Source organism: Thermogutta sp., from assembly GCF_014359955.1.
Taxonomy (GTDB): Bacteria; Planctomycetota; Planctomycetia; order Pirellulales; family Thermoguttaceae; genus Thermogutta.
On record NZ_JACIYL010000012.1, the window covers coordinates 1 to 17,591 of the forward strand.

The window sequence follows — 17,591 nt, forward strand, 5'->3', positions numbered from 1 at the left end:
TCTGATGGCTTACGCCTTCGCAGGTTCGAATCCTGCACCCCCCATTGTGATGCACCTAAGCCACTCGCGGGTGTAGCTCAACGGTAGAGCAGTAGCCTTCCAAGCTATTGACGGGGGTTCGACTCCCCTCACCCGCTCTGGCTCCTGGTGGAGGTGTTCGGGTACCAGCGCGAGTGCTGCTGTAGCTCAGCCGGTAGAGCGCGTCCTTGGTAAGGACGAGGTCATGGGTTCAAGTCCCATCAGCAGCTTATTGTGTTTCCGAGCCGGCCGGTTGAGTGGATTGTGGATCAGGTAACTTGAGTTCGAGGTTCCAGACCAGAGCACGGAGATTGATCGAGAATGGCTAAGGATGTATTTGTTCGGACGAAACCCCACGTCAACGTCGGGACGATCGGTCACATCGACCATGGTAAAACCACGCTGACCGGTGCGATTTTGGCGGTGCAATCCCGGAAGGGGCTCGCCAAGTTCAAGAGCTATGCGGACATTGCCAAGGGTGGTACCGTCCGTGACGCGACGAAGACGGTCACGATCCATGTGGCCCACGTGGAATACGAAACAGAAAAACGTCACTACGCTCATATCGACTGCCCGGGCCACGCAGACTTCATCAAGAACATGATCACCGGTGCGGCTCAGATGGACGGTGCCATCCTCGTCGTGTCAGCCGCAGACGGCCCGATGCCGCAGACTCGGGAACACGTTCTGCTGGCCCGCCAGGTGAACGTCCCGGCGATGGTTGTCTTCCTCAACAAAATCGACCTGGTCGATGATCCCGAGTTGCTCGACCTGGTGGAGATGGAGTTGCGGGAATTGCTGAAGAAGTACGACTTCCCGGGCGACGAGGTGCCCATCATCCGAGGCAACGCCCTGGCAGCTTACCAGAATCCCGACGATCCCGAGGCGACCAAGTGCATTCAGGAGCTCCTCGATGCTATCGACTCGTACATCCCCGAGCCTGTGCGGCCGATCGACAAGCCGTTCCTGATGGCGGTCGAGGACGTGTTCTCGATCGAAGGACGCGGAACGGTGGCCACTGGCCGTATTGAGCAGGGCACGATTCGGCCCGGTGATGAAGTGGAAATCGTCGGTTTCTCGCGGGAACCGCGGAAGACGGTGGTCACCAGCATTGAAATGTTCAACAAGACTCTGGACGAAGGTCGGGCGGGTGACAACGTTGGTTGTCTCCTCCGCGGTATCAAGAAAGACGAAATCGAGCGCGGCCAGGTTCTGGCGAAGCCCGGAAGCATCACACCGCACACGAAGTTTGAGGCGGAAGTTTATATCCTGTCAAAGGATGAAGGTGGCCGTCATACCCCGATCATGAGCGGTTATCGGCCGCAATTCTACTTCCGGACGACGGACGTGACCGGTGAGATCCAGCTTCTGGGTGGGGCCGAAATGGTCCTGCCGGGCGAGAATGTGAAGCTTCAGGTAGAGCTGATCTCGCCCGTCGCGATGCAAGAGAACCTGCGTTTCGCGATCCGTGAAGGTGGTCGCACGGTCGGTTCCGGAGTGGTCACCAAGATCCTTGAGTAGCCGGGTGATTGGTGAACGCCGCTAAGAATCGCGGCGTGGTCCAGCCCGACCGACCGCGAGGTTGGGTGAATCCGGGAGTTGCGGTGGGATCGCCACTCAGAGCTCTCGGTGGCCTTGATCGGCAAGAGAGTGGCGGATAAGCTTAATTACAAGCGGCACCGTGGGGTGCGCGCGGTAGGGGTGTAGCTCAATTGGTAGAGCACCGGTCTCCAAAACCGGCGGTTGGGAGTTCGAGTCTCTCCGCCCCTGTTTTCCGGCGATTGAACCGGTGGCTTTCAGTTGGCATGCGACATGGGGGTTGGCTTCTCGCTGGGTGCCGACCAGGTCGGGTAAGGAAGGTCTCTAGCCAAGACGGCGGCCGTTCATGCTTCAAGCCGCAAGTAAACGCAAAAGTACGGTAGTCGGTGTCATTATTTCCGAGCTGTTTCGGACGACGCTTTACAAACGCACTCAGGGACGCGTCGTCCGGCAGAGCACTTTCGCCGCGATACTGGCGATGGGAATCTTCGCCGCCTGGAGGCTGGAGGGGACGCTGGGCTCCTGGGGGTTCGACACCGGCGTCAGGCTTGGGGTCCCGATCCTTTTGGTGGTCGCCGTGGCGTGGTTTGCCTACCGTCTGATGAACGTGCCGGTTGTCGCCGACTTCCTGATCGCTGTGGAAGCCGAAATGAGGAAGGTGACATGGCCAACGAAAAATGAACTCATCCGAAGCTGTATCGTGGTGTTGGTCACGATGTTTTCGCTGGCCATTTGCCTGACCGTATATGACTTTGTGTGGGCCACGTTCCTTCGTTGGCTTGGGGTTCTTTGACTGGGTGGGGGTGGCTCTGTCGCAACCATTAAATCGTTGGATGGGTTAATATAGCTTTTTCGGCGGGGTGCCCCTGGCAGGCGTCTTCGGAAATTCGTATAGTGAAGTTTTTCGCCCATTAACGGCACAAGTGTCCACCTGCGGTGACGCATGTTTTCGGATGAGGTCCCTCTAGAAGAAAACGCGATGGCGGAAAAGGCCAGTCCGGCTGAACCGGACCAGAGGCCGGAAGTCGCCGTACCGGCCGAGGCGGGTTCCGAGCAGACGCCGCAAGCCGTCGGTCAGCCGGCTGATAGCCACGAGCGTTCAGAGGAAAATCAGGAGGGCGGCGAACAACGGGCGAAGAAAACCCGGCGACAGGCCAAGCCGGAGTCCGCGACGACTTTGGATGCAGGAGCCGAGGAGGGGGGGCAGAAGAGCTCTCAGATGGCCTGGTATATCGTCAAGGTCCAGACCAATCGCGAGGACTCGGCGTGTGAGGCCTTGAAACGGCGGATCAAGGTGGCCGGGCTCGATCAATACTTCGGCCAGATCATTGTCCCTGTTGAGCGGATTACGGAGGTCAAGGGGGGAAAGAAGCGGGTCGTGCGGCGGAAGCTGTACCCTGGCTACATCGTCGTGCAGATGGAGCTGAACGACGATACCTGGTTCTTGGTGCGGGAAACGCCGGGTATTGGTGATTTTACCGGAGCGATCGGACGTCCGACGCCGCTTTTACCTCATGAGGTCAACCGGATTCTGGCGAAGCTTGCGGAAGAAAAGGCCGAAGACGCACCGAAGCTGAAAATCGGCTGTCGAGTGGGTGATCGGGTCAAGATCAACGAAGGCCATTTCGCGAATTTCGAGGGAGAAGTGTCGGCGGTCGATGAAGCCAATGGCCGCGTGACGGTCATGATCAATATCTTTGGAAGAAGCACGCCGGTGGAGCTCGAGTACTGGCAGGTCGAGCCTGCGGCGTGAGTGATCCCGCCTGGTGGAGTCGACGCGTTTCTCCGGGTTTGGCAAGCAGTCTTGGAAAGCGAATATTTCAACTCAGATCGTTGGCTAGGGTAGTACCGGCATGGCAAAGCAGTTGGTTGGTACAGTTCGGTTCTGCGTGCCCGGTGGTCAGGCGACGCCTGCTCCGCCCGTTGGTACTTCTTTGGGACGGTTCGGAATCAACCTTGGTCAGTTCGTCCAGCAGTTCAACGAGCGGACGCGGCAATATCTGGGATTGCGGATCCCTGTGGTCGTTCGGGTGTACAACGATCGGTCATTCGAGATGGAGACGCATACCCCGTTCGCGTCTGACTTGTTGAAGCAGGCCGCGGGAATCGCGAAGGGCTCGGGGAATACTCCCAAAGAAAAGGTGGGCAAGGTCACCCGGGCACAGATCGCGGAAATAGCTAAAGCGAAAATGGCCGATTTGAGCGCGCGGGATCTGGAACACGCCTGCCGCATTATCGAAGGAACGGCTCGCAGCATGGGGCTGGACGTTGTCGACTGACGAGGGAGTGGCGTCTTATCCGTTGCGAAGGGCATTTGAGGGGTAGAGGCGAGGGAAACATAAAGGGTTTTTGAGTTCCAGATACCACCTGCCACACACCGCCTCATCGTTGGCCGGATCAAACCTGGCGCGATTGGAAGGCGGGAGAGCTCGAAAGGGTTCGCAACATGGCGAAGAGGTCGAAAAGATACCGTGCTCTTGCACAAAAGGTACCGGGCAAAACCCCGCTACCGCTTGAGGAAGCTGTGAAGCTCCTGAAGACGTTCAACAACACAAAGTTTGATCAGACCGTCGAGGTTGCGATTCGCACGGGTATCGATCCGAGGCAAGCAGACCAGATCATTCGCGGATCGGTATCGCTGCCGCACGGGTTGGGCAAACCGGTGCGCGTGATTGTATTTGCGAAAGGTGACCAGGCTGATGCAGCCCGTGCCGCTGGGGCTGACGAGGTGGGTGGAGCGGACCTCGCAGAGAAGATAAAAAACGGTTGGCTGGATTTCGACGTGTGTATCGCGGCACCCGATATGATGGGGATTGTGGGGCCACTGGGGAAGATCCTCGGGCCACGCGGTTTGATGCCGTCCCCACGGGCCGGGACGGTGACGCCGGACGTGGGCCGGGCCGTCCGCGAGTACAAGGCCGGGAAAGTCGAGTTCCGAAACGACAGTAGCGGAAACATCCATGCTCCGGTGGGCAAACTCAGCTTTGACGAGCAGAAACTCGTCGAGAACATCAAGGCCTTTGTAGATCACATTCAGAGTCTGCGACCTGCCGCCCTGAAGGGGCAATTCATCAAGGGCGTGACCATCTCTGCGACAATGTCTCCTGGCATCCGAGTGGCCGTGTGAGCGGGCAGGGGGGACTCGCTTCACCTGTGATTGAGACAGAGACAGATATCGTAGGAAACACGTTGTGGTGAGCATCGGGAAGCAATGAGCAAGTATGTCAAGCAGTTGATCACCGAGCATTACCGGCGGCGGCTCGAGGGCGTGGATTCGGCCGTCCTGGTGAATGTGATCGGTTTGGACGCGAACAGGACCCGGCGCCTGCGCAGGGAGCTTGCGGACAAGAACATTCGCCTGATGGTGGTGAAAAACACGCTGGCCGCGCGGGCATTCCGGGGAACCCCGTTGGAAAAGGCGTTCGAGAATATCTCGGGGCCGACGGCCATCTGCTGGGGGGGTGAAGATATTGTCACCCTCGCCAAGGAGGTAATGAGGTTTGCGAAGGACGAGGACTTCGCTCCCTTTACAGCCAAAGGCGGCGTGTTAGAGGGAGAACCTCTCACTCCCCAGCAAGTGGAGGAAATCAGCAAGTGGCCATCGCGTCAGGAACTGCTGGCGCAACTGGCAGCTCGGCTGATGGGCCCCGCCTCGACGCTCATGAACGCTCTGGCGGGACCGGGATCGACCCTGGCCGGACAATTGAAGCAACTTGCCGAGGGCGAAAAGGCCGGTTCGGAGGGCGACTCTGGCAGTGCGGAGACAGGCGCTTCGTGATGAACTTCGGCCTAAGGGCCGCTGAAAAAAGTGGCGAATTGTTAACGGGAAAAACGTGACTCAGGTTTCGTGTCAGCGAAATAACGGGTTCGAGTGATTGGATAAGGATTGGAGTGACCGATGGCAACCGACGCACCTGTACGTGAATTCAGCCAAAAGATCAAGGAACTGGGGGACGCGATTGTGGCGCTGCCCCTCAAGGAAGTGAAGGAACTGAACGATTATTTGGAAATCGTTCACGGGATCAAGCCAGCGGCCGGCGGGGTCATGGTGGCGGCCGTCCCGGGTGCTGGTGCCCCTGGTGCAGCGCCCGCTGCCGCAGAGAAGACCGAATTTGACGTCGTGCTCGAGAACTTCGGCGCCAACAAGCTCAAGGTGATCACCGCCGTGCGATCACTTCTGCCGGGAATCAGCCTGGCCGACGCCAAGAAGCTTGTGGAAAGCGCTCCCTCGAAGATCAAAGAAGGCGTCAGCAAGGAGGAAGCGGAAAAGATCAAGCAGGCCCTGGAAAAGGAGGGTGCGACTGTCTCCATCAAGTGAAGCCTTGGGGCTTCGTTCGTCTTCACCGGCGGCATGCCGACGTTTGCGCGATGGCGTTTTGTCAACGGGTGGGTGGCGGTTATCGCGTTCCGTGGGAGGTGTGGCTTCGGAGAGGCGGAGTGGTTGTCCGCACAGTTATCCGCAAAATGTCTTGTGGGAGCTCCATGCTCGTAACGAGTCTGGGCCGGGTGAGGGTTGCGCGCGCTGTTCTGTGACCAGACCGCTGCTCGGTGCCAGCTCGTTTATTGTTTTCTTGGGGCCCCACTGATTGGTTCTGACTTCGGAGGGTTCAACGGCAATGGCAGTTCCGGCCCAACGTCGCCTTGAAATTAAGGAAGTTCGTCATTTCGGTAGCCGGCGTTACGATTTCCCGATCCCTGATCTCACTCAGATTCAGACCAAGGCGTATGAGAGGTTCCTCCAGGCCGACGTGCCGTGGAACAAACGAAAAAACGAGGGTCTGGAAGCCCTTCTCCGCGAAACATTCCCCATCGAGAACCTCGACAAATCTCTGCGCCTGGAATACATCCGCTACGAGTTGGGCAAGCCCCGGTACACGCCGGAGGAATGCAAACAACTCCGCTTGACCTACGGACGGCCATTCCGCGTCTGGCTGCGGCTGAACAAGGAGCAGCCTGTTGAAGAAGAGGTGTTTCTTGGCGAAATCCCCATCATGCTCGGCGGTGGGGAATTTATCATCAACGGGGCCGAAAGAGTGGTGGTGAGCCAGCTCCACCGCAGTCCTGGCATGGACTTTATCGAGAACAAGGAGGGTGATCGCAAAATTTATAGCTGCCGCATCATTCCAGAGCGGGGAAGCTGGATCGAAATCATCCTCACCAAGCGGGACACGCTGGCCGTTCGAATCGACCAGAGCAACAAGTTTCCTGTCATGACGTTGCTCCGGGCGATGGATCCGAAGTTCAGCCAGAACTCGGATATCATCCGCGCGTTTTATGGCGACGTGATCAAGGAAGAAAAAATTGCCTCGCGGGCTTCGGCATCGAAAATCAAAGACAAGGTGGCGGTGGAGGATATCGTTTATCCGCCGGAAAGCCCGAACGCCGGGGAAATCATTGTTGAATGCGGGCAGGTCATCACGGAGAGTGCAGCCGAGCAAATTTGCACCTCCGGTTTGAAGAGCGTCTGGGTAATGCCCAATGATCGGAATCGGCTCATTCTCGATTCTCTCGCCGAGGATCCAACCGCCAGCCACGAGGAAGCGCTTTTGAGGATTTATCAGAAGCTCCGGCCGGGCAATCCCCCGCAATTGGAGCGTGCTCGCACGCTGTTCTACGAGCGGTTCCGGGATCCCAGCCGATACCGACTTGGTCGGGTGGCCCGATTCCGAATCAACCGCAAGCTCGGGCTCAACGTACCCGAAGATGAAATGGCGCTGCGGGCGGAAGACCTCATCGCGGCCATCAAGTATCTGGCCCGGTTGCGAGCCGGGGATCCCACAGCGGAACCCGACGACATCGATCATCTCGGTAATCGACGGGTGCGCACAATTGACGAGCTGGCGTGCGAGGAGCTGCGAAAGGGCTTTTTGAAGCTCCGGCGAACCGTTTCCGACCGAATGAATTTCAGCGACGTGGCCGACATGACGCCACGGAGTCTCATCAATCCGAAAAGCGTTTCCGCGGCCATCGAGTATTTCTTTGGACGCGGCGAGCTTTCTCAGGTCGTTGACCAGACCAACCCGCTGTCCATGCTGACGCATGAGCGGCGTTTGTCTGCCCTGGGACCCGGTGGTCTGAACCGCAAGCGGGCCGGTTTCGAGGTTCGCGACGTGCACGCTTCGCACTACGGGCGGATGTGCCCCATCGAAACCCCGGAAGGTACCAACATCGGTTTGATTTCCAGCCTGGCGATTTACGCCAGCCTTGATGAATACGGTTTTCTGATCACGCCCTATCAGGTGGTGAAAAACGGGGTCCTCCAGGATGAGATCCGCTGGCTCCGTGCGGACGAGGAGTTCGACAGCTATCTGGCCCCCGCCGATGCCCCGGTGAAAGATGGCAAGATTCAGGGGGATACCATCGTGGCACGCCACCGGGGTGACTTCAAGTTGGTCCCCGTTTCGAAAATCCAGTACATGGACGTTTCTCCGGCCCAGATCGTGGGTGTTTCCGCGGGGTTGATCCCCTTCCTGGAACATGACGACGCCAACCGGGCGTTGATGGGCTCCAACATGCAGCGGCAGGCTGTGCCGCTTCTGGTCACCGAGCCACCCCTCGTGGCAACCGGACTGGAAGGAAAAGTCGCCGAAAACTCTAGTCTGGTGGTTCGGGCCCGGCGTGACGGAACCGTCACCTACGTGGACGCCAACCGAATCGTCATCGATAACACCGATGTGTATCTCCTGCAGAAATTCGTGGGATTGACGGAAAAAACCTGCCAGAATCAAAAGCCCATTGTGAGGGTGGGCGAGAAGGTCAAGAAAGGACAGATCATCGCCGATGGGGCGGCCACCTGCCAGGGTGAACTCGCCCTGGGGCGGAATGTCCTCGCGGCGTTCATGTCCTGGGAAGGTTTCAATTTCGAAGACGCGATCATCATCAGCGAGGAACTCGTCCACAACGACGCATACACCTCGATCCATATTGAGGAATTCGACGCTGAGATTCGCGAAACCAAGCTCGGACGGGAGGAATTCACCCGCGATATCCCCAACGTCAGCGAAAAACAACTTCGCAACCTTGATGAGAACGGGATCGTCCGGGTGGGGACCCACGTCAAACCCGGCGACATTCTGGTGGGTAAAGTCACCCCCAAATCCAAGACCGAGCTGACACCCGAGGAGAAACTCCTGCGAGCGATTTTCGGTCGGGCAGGGGAAGACGTGAAGAACGACTCGCTGGAAGTACCACCGGGCGTGGAAGGAATTGTCATCCACACCCAGAAGTTTGCCCGACGGACAAGTCTCTCCGAGGCCGAACGCGAAGAGTATGACCGGGCCCTCAAGCAGGCGGAGGCCGAGGGCAACGCCCAAATCGCCGAGGCGTTCACAAAACTCATCGAGGCCCTGGAGCAGGCGCTCGGGCAGCGGATCACGGATGACGATGGTGTGCCGTTGCTGGAAGGCAAAGAGCATCGGTACATCGCCGAACAGGCACAGCGGTTCCAGCTCGACCGACTGGAAATCCGCACTGCGCAGAAGCGTGCAAAAGCCGAGAAGATCTATGCCGAGTTGTGGCCAGCGGTAGAGGCGGCCATTGATGCCCGTGATCGGAAAGTGAACTCGCTCAAGCGTGGCGATGAACTGAAAAGCGGTGTGCTCCAGATGGTCAAGGTGTACATCGCCACGAAGCGGCACATTTCCGTGGGCGACAAGATGGCCGGGCGTCACGGTAACAAGGGCGTTATTGCGAAAATTCTCCCCAAGGAGGACATGCCGTTCCTGGCGGATGGGACGCCGGTCCAGATCCTCCTCAATCCCCTTGGCGTGCCCAGCCGTATGAATGTGGGTCAAATTCTGGAGACCCACCTCGGTTGGGCGGGAGCCAAGCTGGGCTTTCGGGCGATCACCCCGGTCTTCGACGGTGCGAACGAAGACCAGATCCGCCAGTGCCTGAAGGAAGCCGGGTTGCCGGAAAACGGAAAGGTAACGCTCTACGACGGGCGAACCGGTGAACCCTTCGAACAGAAGGTAACGGTGGGCTACATCTATATGATGAAGCTCCACCACCTGGTGGACGACAAGATCCACGCTCGGGCGACCGGGCCGTACTCCCTCATCACGCAGCAGCCGCTGGGTGGCAAGGCTCGGTTCGGTGGGCAGCGCTTCGGAGAAATGGAAGTGTGGGCCCTGGAAGCCTATGGATCGGCCTATATCCTCCAGGAACTGTTGACCGTCAAAAGCGACGACGTCGAAGGGCGGACCAAGATCTACGAAGCCATGGTCAAAGGGGAAAACACCCTGGAAGCGGGAACACCGGCCAGCTTCGACGTGCTGGTCAACGAAATTCGTGGATTGGCGCTCAATATGCAACTCGAGAAAGGGCCGTCGCTGTAATCAACCGGATGCACAGGAGGAACTGGCACCGAGGATAAGCTCCACAGGTGCAGGAAAGCAGGTGGCTTTACGGGTTGAGGGTCGGTGATCCATCTGTGCGGCAAAAATAAGGAGTGTGAGCGGTGAGTTACGCCGAAACAACCTACGAACGAGTTAACGATTACGTGGCGGTCAAGATCAGCCTTGCCCGTCCCCACGATATCCGAAGCTGGTCCTTCGGCGAAGTGAAAAAGCCGGAGACCATCAACTATCGCACGTATAAGCCGGAACGCGATGGTCTGTTTTGCGAACGCATTTTCGGTCCGGAAAAAGACTGGGAATGTAGCTGCGGCAAATATCGCGGCATGAAATACAAGGGCATGGTCTGCGATCGCTGTGGGGTCAAAATCACCCACAGCCGCGTGCGTCGCAAGCGGATGGGACACATCGAACTGGCCAGTCCGGTGGTGCACATCTGGTTTTTCAAAGCCCCACCGAGCCGGCTGGGCACGCTCCTTAACATGAAGGGAACGAGCCTGGAGAAGATCATCTACTACCAGGATTATGTGGTCATCGACCCCGGCGATACGCCACTTCAAAAGTACCAGCTCCTCACCGATGAGGAGTATCGCCAGGCCCGAGCCGAGTACGGCGAGGGGAGTTTCCACGCCGACATGGGGGCGGAGGCCATCCGCAAGCTCCTCATGGACCTGGACCTTGTTCAGTTATCCCGGGAGTTGCGGGCGGAACTGGCCCAGACCACCTCGAAGCAGAAGCAAAAAGAGCTGATCAATCGCCTCAAACTGGTGGAGGCCATTCGCGATAGCGAGAACCGCCCCGAGTGGATGGTTTTGGATGTCATCCCCGTTATTCCGCCCGACCTGCGCCCGCTCGTTCTTCTGGAATCCGGTAACTTCGCCACCAGTGACCTGAACGATCTCTACCGGCGGATCATCAACCGGAACAACCGTCTGAAAAAACTGGTGGATCTGAATGCTCCGGAAGTCATCATCAAGAACGAAAAGCGCATGCTTCAGCAGGCCGTGGATGCGCTTTTCGACAACGGCCGGTGCAAACGACCGGTGCTCGGTTCGAGCAATCGGCCGCTCAAGTCGCTCACCGACATGATCAAGGGTAAACAGGGGCGTTTCCGGGAAAACCTCCTCGGTAAGCGTGTGGACTATTCCGCACGAAGCGTGATCGTGGTGGGACCCACGCTGAGATTGCATCAGTGCGGCCTGCCGAAGCGGATCGCGCTGGAGCTGTATCAGCCCTTCATCATCCGCCGACTCCGCGAGTTGCAGCATGCCGATACGATCAAAAGCGCGAAGAAGATGATCGAGCGGCGGGATGAGGAAGTGTGGGATATTCTGGAGGAAGTGATTCAGAATCATCCGGTCTTGCTCAACCGGGCACCCACGCTCCACCGAATGGGCATCCAGGCCTTTGAGCCGGTGCTCGTGGAAGGGAATGCCATCAAGCTTCACCCCCTTGTGTGCAAGGGGTACAACGCGGACTTCGACGGGGACCAGATGGCGGTGCACCTCCCGCTGTCCGTTGAGGCCATTGTGGAAGCGCACACCCTGCTCATGTCGTTCCACAACATCTTCAGTCCGGCCCACGGCAAGCCCATCATCAGCCCGTCGCAGGACGTGGTCATGGGATGGTACTACCTGACACTGGACACCATCCCGGATCGCAAGGGTGATGATATGGTGTTCTCCTCGCTGGACGAGGTGGAACTGGCCTACAGCTTGGGCAAGGTGGACACCCATGCCCGTATCCGCGTTCGGCTCCCACAGGACATGCGGGTGAAAGGCCGCTACGACCTGCCGCCGGGTTCGATCATTCAGACCACGGTGGGCCGGGTCATTTTCAATCGAATCCTGCCCAAGGGTATGCAGTTCTATAACGAGGTGATGACTTCGAAGAAGCTCTCGGAGGTCATTTCAGACTGCTACGAGCTTTTGGGCCGACCCGCCACCATCGACCTGCTCGATACGATGAACCGGCAGGGATTCTACTGGGCGACGCGGAGCGGCTTGAGCTTCGCGACCGACGACCTCCTTATGCCACCCAACAAAAAGAAAGTGATTGAGGAGGCGGAAAAAGAAGTCATCAAGGCCGATAAGGGCTACCAGCTCGGTGCGATGACGGAAAACGAAAGAAAGAACAAGATTCTCGACGCCTGGACGGTAGCCCGGGAAACGATCACCCGTGAACTCGAAAAGCTGCTGGAAAACGACCGGCGTTACCCGGGCTACGTGAATCCGATCTACCTGATGGCCAAGTCCGGTGCTCGGGGAAATATCGAACAGGTCCGACAGCTCGCGGGGATGCGAGGTCTGATGACCAAGCCGTCCGGGGAAATCATCGAAACGCCGATCAAGGCGAATTTCCGCGAAGGGCTGTCGGTATTCGAGTACTTCAGCTCGACCCACGGTGCTCGAAAAGGGCTGGCGGACACGGCTCTGAAGACGGCTGACGCGGGTTATCTGACCCGTAAGCTCGCCGACGTGGCGCAGAATGTGGTGGTGACGATGTACGATTGCGGCACGACCCAGGGCGTCACCAAGAGCGTGCTTCACCGTGGCGAGAAAGTCGAAAAAGGGCTCGCCGAGTCGATCAAGGGGCGTGTGAGCCGTCACAATATCGTGAACCCCATCACCGACGAGGTGATTGTCCGTGAAAACGAGCTCATCACCTCCGAGATTGCTCGAAAGATCGAGGAACTGGGTTTGACAAAGATCCAGGTCCGCAGTCCGATGACGTGCGAGGCACCACTGGGTGTCTGCGCCCTGTGCTACGGCATGGACCTCTCCACGGGCCGATTGGTGGAAGAGGGGCTCGCGGTCGGGATTATCGCGGCGCAAAGCATCGGCGAGCCGGGGACGCAGCTCACGATGCGGACGTTCCACATCGGTGGGACGGCGGCCCGTGCGCTGGAGGAAGACTCCGTCAAAGCTACTCGCGAAGGGTATGTCCGGCTGGTCCGGGTCAACGTGGTGACCAACCCGGAGGGCATGGACGTCATCGTCTCGCCCAGTGGACAGGTCATCATCGAGGATGAAAAGCACCGGGAGTTGGAAAAGTTCGATGTGCCCAAGGGTGCATTTCTCCTGGTGAAATAAGGCGAAAAGGTGACACCGGGCCAGATCATCTGTCGCTGGGAACGACACAGCATTCCGGTGATTGCCGAACGTGGCGGGCGTGTGCGGTTTGAGGATCTCATCGAGAACGAGACCCTCCGCATTGAGCATGATCCGACCACGGGTGCGGAACGTCTCTTCGTTCTCGAGTACCGCGGCGATTATCAACCGCAGATCGTTATTGAGGATCCGGAAACCGGCAAGATTGTCGAGTATCAGTATCTGCCGGAAAAAGCCCAGATCCTCGTGCGAGAGGGGGATATCGTTCAGCCGGGCACGCTGCTGGCGAAGCAACCCCGTGACGTCATCCGTACCCAGGACATCACCGGTGGTCTGCCCCGCGTGACGGAGATCTTTGAGGCCCGCCGGCCGAAAGATCCCGCCGTGATCGCCGAGATCAGCGGGTATGTGGAAATCCTTGGAGAAAAGCGAAAAGGGGGACGGCGCACCATCGTCATCCGCAGCGAGAGCGGAATCGAGCGCGAGCACCTGGTGGGGCCCGGCAAACATCTCCGCGTCCACACCGGGGATTACGTTCAGGCGGGTTACAGTCTCGTGGAGGGACCGCTCGACCCCCACGAAATCTTGCGGATCTCCGGCGAGGAAGAACTCCAGCGATACCTCGTGCAGGAAATTCAGAGCGTTTACCGTCAGCAACAGGTGGACATCAACGACAAACACATCGAAATCATCGTCGCGCAGATGCTCCGCAAGGTGAAGGTCATGGAAGGTGGCGACACCGGGCTGCTGGAGGGAACGCTCATCGACAAGTTCGAATTTCGCCGTCGCAACGCCGAACTCGCCAAGTGCGTGAAGATCGTCGATCCCGGTGATACGAATTATCACGAGGGTGAAATCGTGCCGCGCGAGGTCTTCGAACAGCAAAATGCCCAGGTGGAAAGCCGGGGTGGCCGGCCCGCGAAGGCGGTGGCGCCCACCCTTGCTCGGGCCTCAGTCCAGTTGCTCGGGATCACCCGCGCCGCGGTGCAAAGTGACAGCTTCATCTCAGCCGCGAGCTTCCAGGAAACGACGAGGGTGCTTACTGAGGCGGCACTCGCCAGCAAAGTCGACAGGCTCGTCGGTCTGAAGGAGAACGTCATTCTGGGGCGTTTGATCCCAGCCGGTACGGGCTTCCGCAAGTATCAGGAGGCGGAGGTGCGTCTGCGGCCGGAGGCCCTCGAGAAGCTGGCTGCCCGTGCGACGACACCGAGCACCCACCGTTATGCACTCCTGGAGGATATTCCTTCCGCGGGCTCTCAATCCACCGAGTCGACAGCTCAGGGCAACGGCGGGACACAGGACAACGGTGTGCAGCTCACATCGTCGAGTGAGAATCCATCCGGCCAAGGTGATGCGCCGGCCAACTGAGCGAAAACACTTCCTGGCCGCTTGAGATCGACGCCCGTGCTCATCTTTGAGCACGGGTTTTTCTTCGTACCACGCCGTGTTTCGCGCCAGAGGGCGGTATCCTTTTGCTCAATCGATACTCCTGTGGTTTCTCGACACAGCCTGCGCGGCGCACTGGAAGGCGAATTCGTGGAACAATCGATACGGTGATTGTGGCTTGGCTTCCAGTTACCCACTGGGGGAGTCTGTGCCGATGTGTTTGCGGATATGCGTCAGAAGGATATCCACCACCTGGTCAACGGTGAGACCGTCGGTGTGGATTTCAATGGCATCAGGGGCCTTTTTGAGGGCGCCGAAAGGACGCCGCGAATCCTGCTCATCCCGTTGCAAGAGTTCTTCCAGAACTTTCTCGTAGGAGATGTCAATTCCTTTCCTTTTGAAATCCCGCCAGCGTCGCCGGGCCCGTTCTTCCGGCGATGCAACAAGGAAGAACTTGACATGTGCATCGGGAAAAACAAGTGTTCCCTGATCGCGGCCTTCGGTCACGAGGGACTCTCGAGATGCGATGGCCCGCTGCTGGGCAATGAGAAACTCGCGGACCTGAAAGACGTCAGCCGCCCGAGCGGTTTCTCGGGTGATCTCGGGGGAGCGGATCAAATCGGAAACATCTTCCCCGTTAAGAAAAATGCGATCTTCTTCGATGTGAAGTTCAATGGATTGGAGCAAACGTCGAACTTGCGCATCGTCCTGCCAATTCACGCCCTGTCTGTAACCGGCCAGTGCGACGGCCCTGTACATGGCACCGGTGTCCAGGTAGCGAATACCGAGCCTTTCGGCCAGCTTCTTGGCCACCGTACTCTTTCCTGCACCGGCCGGACCGTCGATGGTCACCACAAGTGGTCGGGTGGATTCGCAAGAAACATTGCCACAGCGAGAAGGCGACCGCTCCATGTCCACTTTCTCTCTTTTCATCCCGTTACGGCACCCAATCGCTTTCCTCGCTACTCGCCCTGAACTGTCTTAAACCGCAATTCTATCTCCACTGTTTGGAAACGTCCTAATTGGATGCGGGCCGAATCGCCGTCCAATGCCAGCGGCTCGATTGTTTCCCCCAAGCCGTCGATACGATGAGCGGTGGACAATGGCCGGCAGGTCTGAATCGTGACGGGACCGGCCCGCCCTTCTGTTTCGGTCAACGCAAGTCGCAGGCCGGCTAAATAATGATCCTCCACGATGGGTTGAAGCGAAGAAACCACGACGTTGCGCACATCCAGCGTGAGAAACCAAGCCGACTGAGGATTGCGCGGCGGCGCTGCCTCAGACAACAAAATCGGGGGTTGCAGAAGTTGCAGCGCGGCATGCAGCGGATACCGTATATCCAGGCCAACCCCGAGTGTGAATTCCCTCTCTTCCTCTCCTCGTACGATCAACAGCGTGTCGAGTTTGCGCGGGCCGACCACCCGGTGATAGGGCAGGCCCGGGCAAAGGAGCGTGATTGTGTGATGACTTCCCGTGACCTGATTGAAATAGAGACTTTCAAACCGCTCACGCTCCGTCTCGATTCGGGACCATCCGAGTGAGCGGGAGAGCGTCGCCGTTTCATCATTCCAGGCAAAACGACAGGCATAATAAGACGCCCAGGGATTGGAATCTGGCATTCGCCGCGGTTCGAGCTGGATGCGGATTCGAAAGAAGGGCAGGTGCACCGGGGCACTCACGATCTGGGTGAACCTCGCGATGGTTTCTCCCTGTCGATCGACAAAGCGACCTTCGCTTTGGATGGCGGGTTCTTCCGGAGATAGCGTCACATGACGGATGGTCTCAGCGACCATGCGGGAATACTCCGCTTCCGGATCCTGCGTGTCTCCGTCCAGAATCGAGGCCCCCAGCCGCATGCCCAATCGCTGGGCAAGAAGATTGCGACCGTAGGGAAGGGGGTAAATGCCCTGGATGCCGCCCGTCAGTTTATCCACCACCAGCCGGGCTGTCTCGTTCTCGATGGCCCACTCTTCTTCCGGAGTTTTCTCGCTCGCACCACCGAACAGGCGACGCCACCAGGACTCGCGCCGCGGCGATTGCTTTGCCGAGTCTGACCCGTTTGTACTGGACGCCCAGGCGTAACCGTAGGATGGCACCAGGCAGGTCGCCGGTTTGAGGTGCTGGTCGGGTGAATTGTTTTCTCGATTCCCAGCAGTCCGTCGGCACACATATCCCCGAGCCGAAACGCAGGAAAGGTTGAGCCAGAGCACACCGGTTTCACCGGATGCAGCCGGCGATTCCGGCAGGAGCGAAATCAAAGAGTCATACGCGTGGCGCATCAGCGTCCTGGAGCGGTCCGGCCATTGTGGATCGAAGGTGGATTCCCTTTCGTGAATCACCGCATCCGCGTTTCTCCAGCCAAGTTCGGCAACCTCGCACAGTTTCCGGGAAAGTTCATCCCACACACCGGTGATAAGCCCCCGAATAACAGCCAGGGCAACGAGCGCTTCCGCCTCCGCGCATCGCCGAACATAGTGTGTCCATTTGGAAATAGGCCGGGAGGACGACGCCGCCACATCCTGGGCGAGGTATGCGGGCCGATATTCATCTGCCTTATGGAAAACACGGGCACCAACGTATTGCGTGTTACGAAAGTATTCCGTTATAGGAGCGAAACGGCCCAGGACGGGAGAAAACTGGGCGACGCGCTTCAGCACGGAATACCATGGCGAAACCTGACACGGCCAGTGTGCGAAGATGAGGGCTGCGGCATGGTCCAGATCGAGCATCCGCCCGATCGTTTCGCCCAGTTTCAGGAACGTCGCAGGGCGGGAAGCATCAACCGGCACTCGCCCCACGCTATCGATATCGCTCTCATCAAGCCCTTCCCATCGTAACTTGCTCTGATTTCCTACTGGGAACCTGCCGTCGTCCAGGGCGAAGTGAAGAGCACCTTCAAAACGAAAGTGGGCGAGAATTCCCGGCAGCAGAGGCGTCAGACCGAATCGCCGCTTCCCGTAAATTGGGGGCCGCGATCCCAGGATTTCATTCCACGTGTTCAGACCCTGTCGAAAAGATCGCAGGAGGGCCGGCTGGGGAAGGATCGCACTGAGGGATTCATCCTCTTCTCCCCCCAGCGTGACGACGTGTCCCTCAGCAAGGACGGACTTGAGCAGCGCCAGGGACTCTGGCTCGCGCTCGGCCATGCATCTCAGCAGATGGCCGGTTGTGAGGAGCTTGACCT

The 17,591-nt window shown here is 58.5% G+C and carries 10 protein-coding genes, 3 tRNA genes and 1 pseudogene; 12 read left to right on the top strand and 2 right to left on the bottom strand.

Going from position 1 to position 17,591, the window contains the following annotated elements; genetic code table 11:
* Positions 1-66 precede the first annotated feature (66 nt).
* From H5U08_RS00965 to rpoC, 12 genes and pseudogenes are all read left to right on the top strand, one after another.
* Positions 67-137: transfer RNA gene (locus H5U08_RS00965), tRNA-Gly, on the top strand.
* A gap of 38 nt (positions 138-175) precedes the next feature.
* Positions 176-248 (top strand) — tRNA-Thr (locus H5U08_RS00970).
* Between the two features lie 91 nt (positions 249-339).
* Complete coding sequence (tuf, locus tag H5U08_RS00975; protein ID WP_297029228.1) at positions 340-1,539, top strand: elongation factor Tu; 1,200 nt, start codon at positions 340-342, stop codon at positions 1,537-1,539.
* A 176-nt stretch (positions 1,540-1,715) separates the two neighbouring features.
* A tRNA-Trp gene (locus H5U08_RS00980) sits at positions 1,716-1,788 on the top strand.
* A gap of 115 nt (positions 1,789-1,903) precedes the next feature.
* Positions 1,904-2,350, top strand: coding sequence for a preprotein translocase subunit SecE (secE, locus tag H5U08_RS00985; protein ID WP_297029230.1), 447 nt, complete (start codon positions 1,904-1,906; stop codon positions 2,348-2,350).
* Positions 2,351-2,500: 150 nt separating this feature from the next.
* Positions 2,501-3,310 carry a transcription termination/antitermination protein NusG gene (gene nusG / locus H5U08_RS00990; protein WP_297029232.1) on the top strand — a complete coding sequence of 270 codons (810 nt, stop codon included), beginning with the start codon at positions 2,501-2,503 and terminating at the stop codon, positions 3,308-3,310.
* Positions 3,311-3,410: 100 nt separating this feature from the next.
* Complete coding sequence (gene rplK, locus H5U08_RS00995; RefSeq protein ID WP_297029235.1) at positions 3,411-3,836, top strand: 50S ribosomal protein L11; 426 nt, start codon at positions 3,411-3,413, stop codon at positions 3,834-3,836.
* A gap of 167 nt (positions 3,837-4,003) precedes the next feature.
* Positions 4,004-4,684 (top strand): 50S ribosomal protein L1, encoded by a 681-nt coding sequence (gene rplA, locus H5U08_RS01000; protein WP_297029236.1) that lies wholly within the window; start codon positions 4,004-4,006, stop codon positions 4,682-4,684.
* A gap of 84 nt (positions 4,685-4,768) precedes the next feature.
* Complete coding sequence (gene rplJ, locus H5U08_RS01005; RefSeq protein WP_297029238.1) at positions 4,769-5,335, top strand: 50S ribosomal protein L10; 567 nt, start codon at positions 4,769-4,771, stop codon at positions 5,333-5,335.
* Positions 5,336-5,455: 120 nt separating this feature from the next.
* On the top strand, positions 5,456-5,875 hold the full coding sequence (gene rplL, locus H5U08_RS01010; protein WP_297029240.1) for a 50S ribosomal protein L7/L12: 420 nt from the start codon (positions 5,456-5,458) through the stop codon (positions 5,873-5,875).
* Positions 5,876-6,173: 298 nt separating this feature from the next.
* Positions 6,174-9,893, top strand: coding sequence for a DNA-directed RNA polymerase subunit beta (gene rpoB / locus H5U08_RS01015; RefSeq protein WP_297029242.1), 3,720 nt, complete (start codon positions 6,174-6,176; stop codon positions 9,891-9,893).
* 122 nt (positions 9,894-10,015) lie between these two features.
* Positions 10,016-14,389 (top strand): annotated as a pseudogene (gene rpoC, locus H5U08_RS01020) (DNA-directed RNA polymerase subunit beta').
* A gap of 207 nt (positions 14,390-14,596) precedes the next feature.
* Here the strand turns inward: rpoC and cmk are convergent.
* Both cmk and H5U08_RS01035 read right to left on the bottom strand, forming a co-directional pair.
* Positions 14,597-15,340, bottom strand: coding sequence for a (d)CMP kinase (gene cmk, locus H5U08_RS01030; protein ID WP_297029248.1), 744 nt, complete (start codon positions 15,338-15,340; stop codon positions 14,597-14,599).
* A 29-nt stretch (positions 15,341-15,369) separates the two neighbouring features.
* Positions 15,370-17,591: hypothetical protein (locus tag H5U08_RS01035; protein WP_297029249.1), on the bottom strand; the 2,222-nt coding region annotated here is incomplete at its 5' end.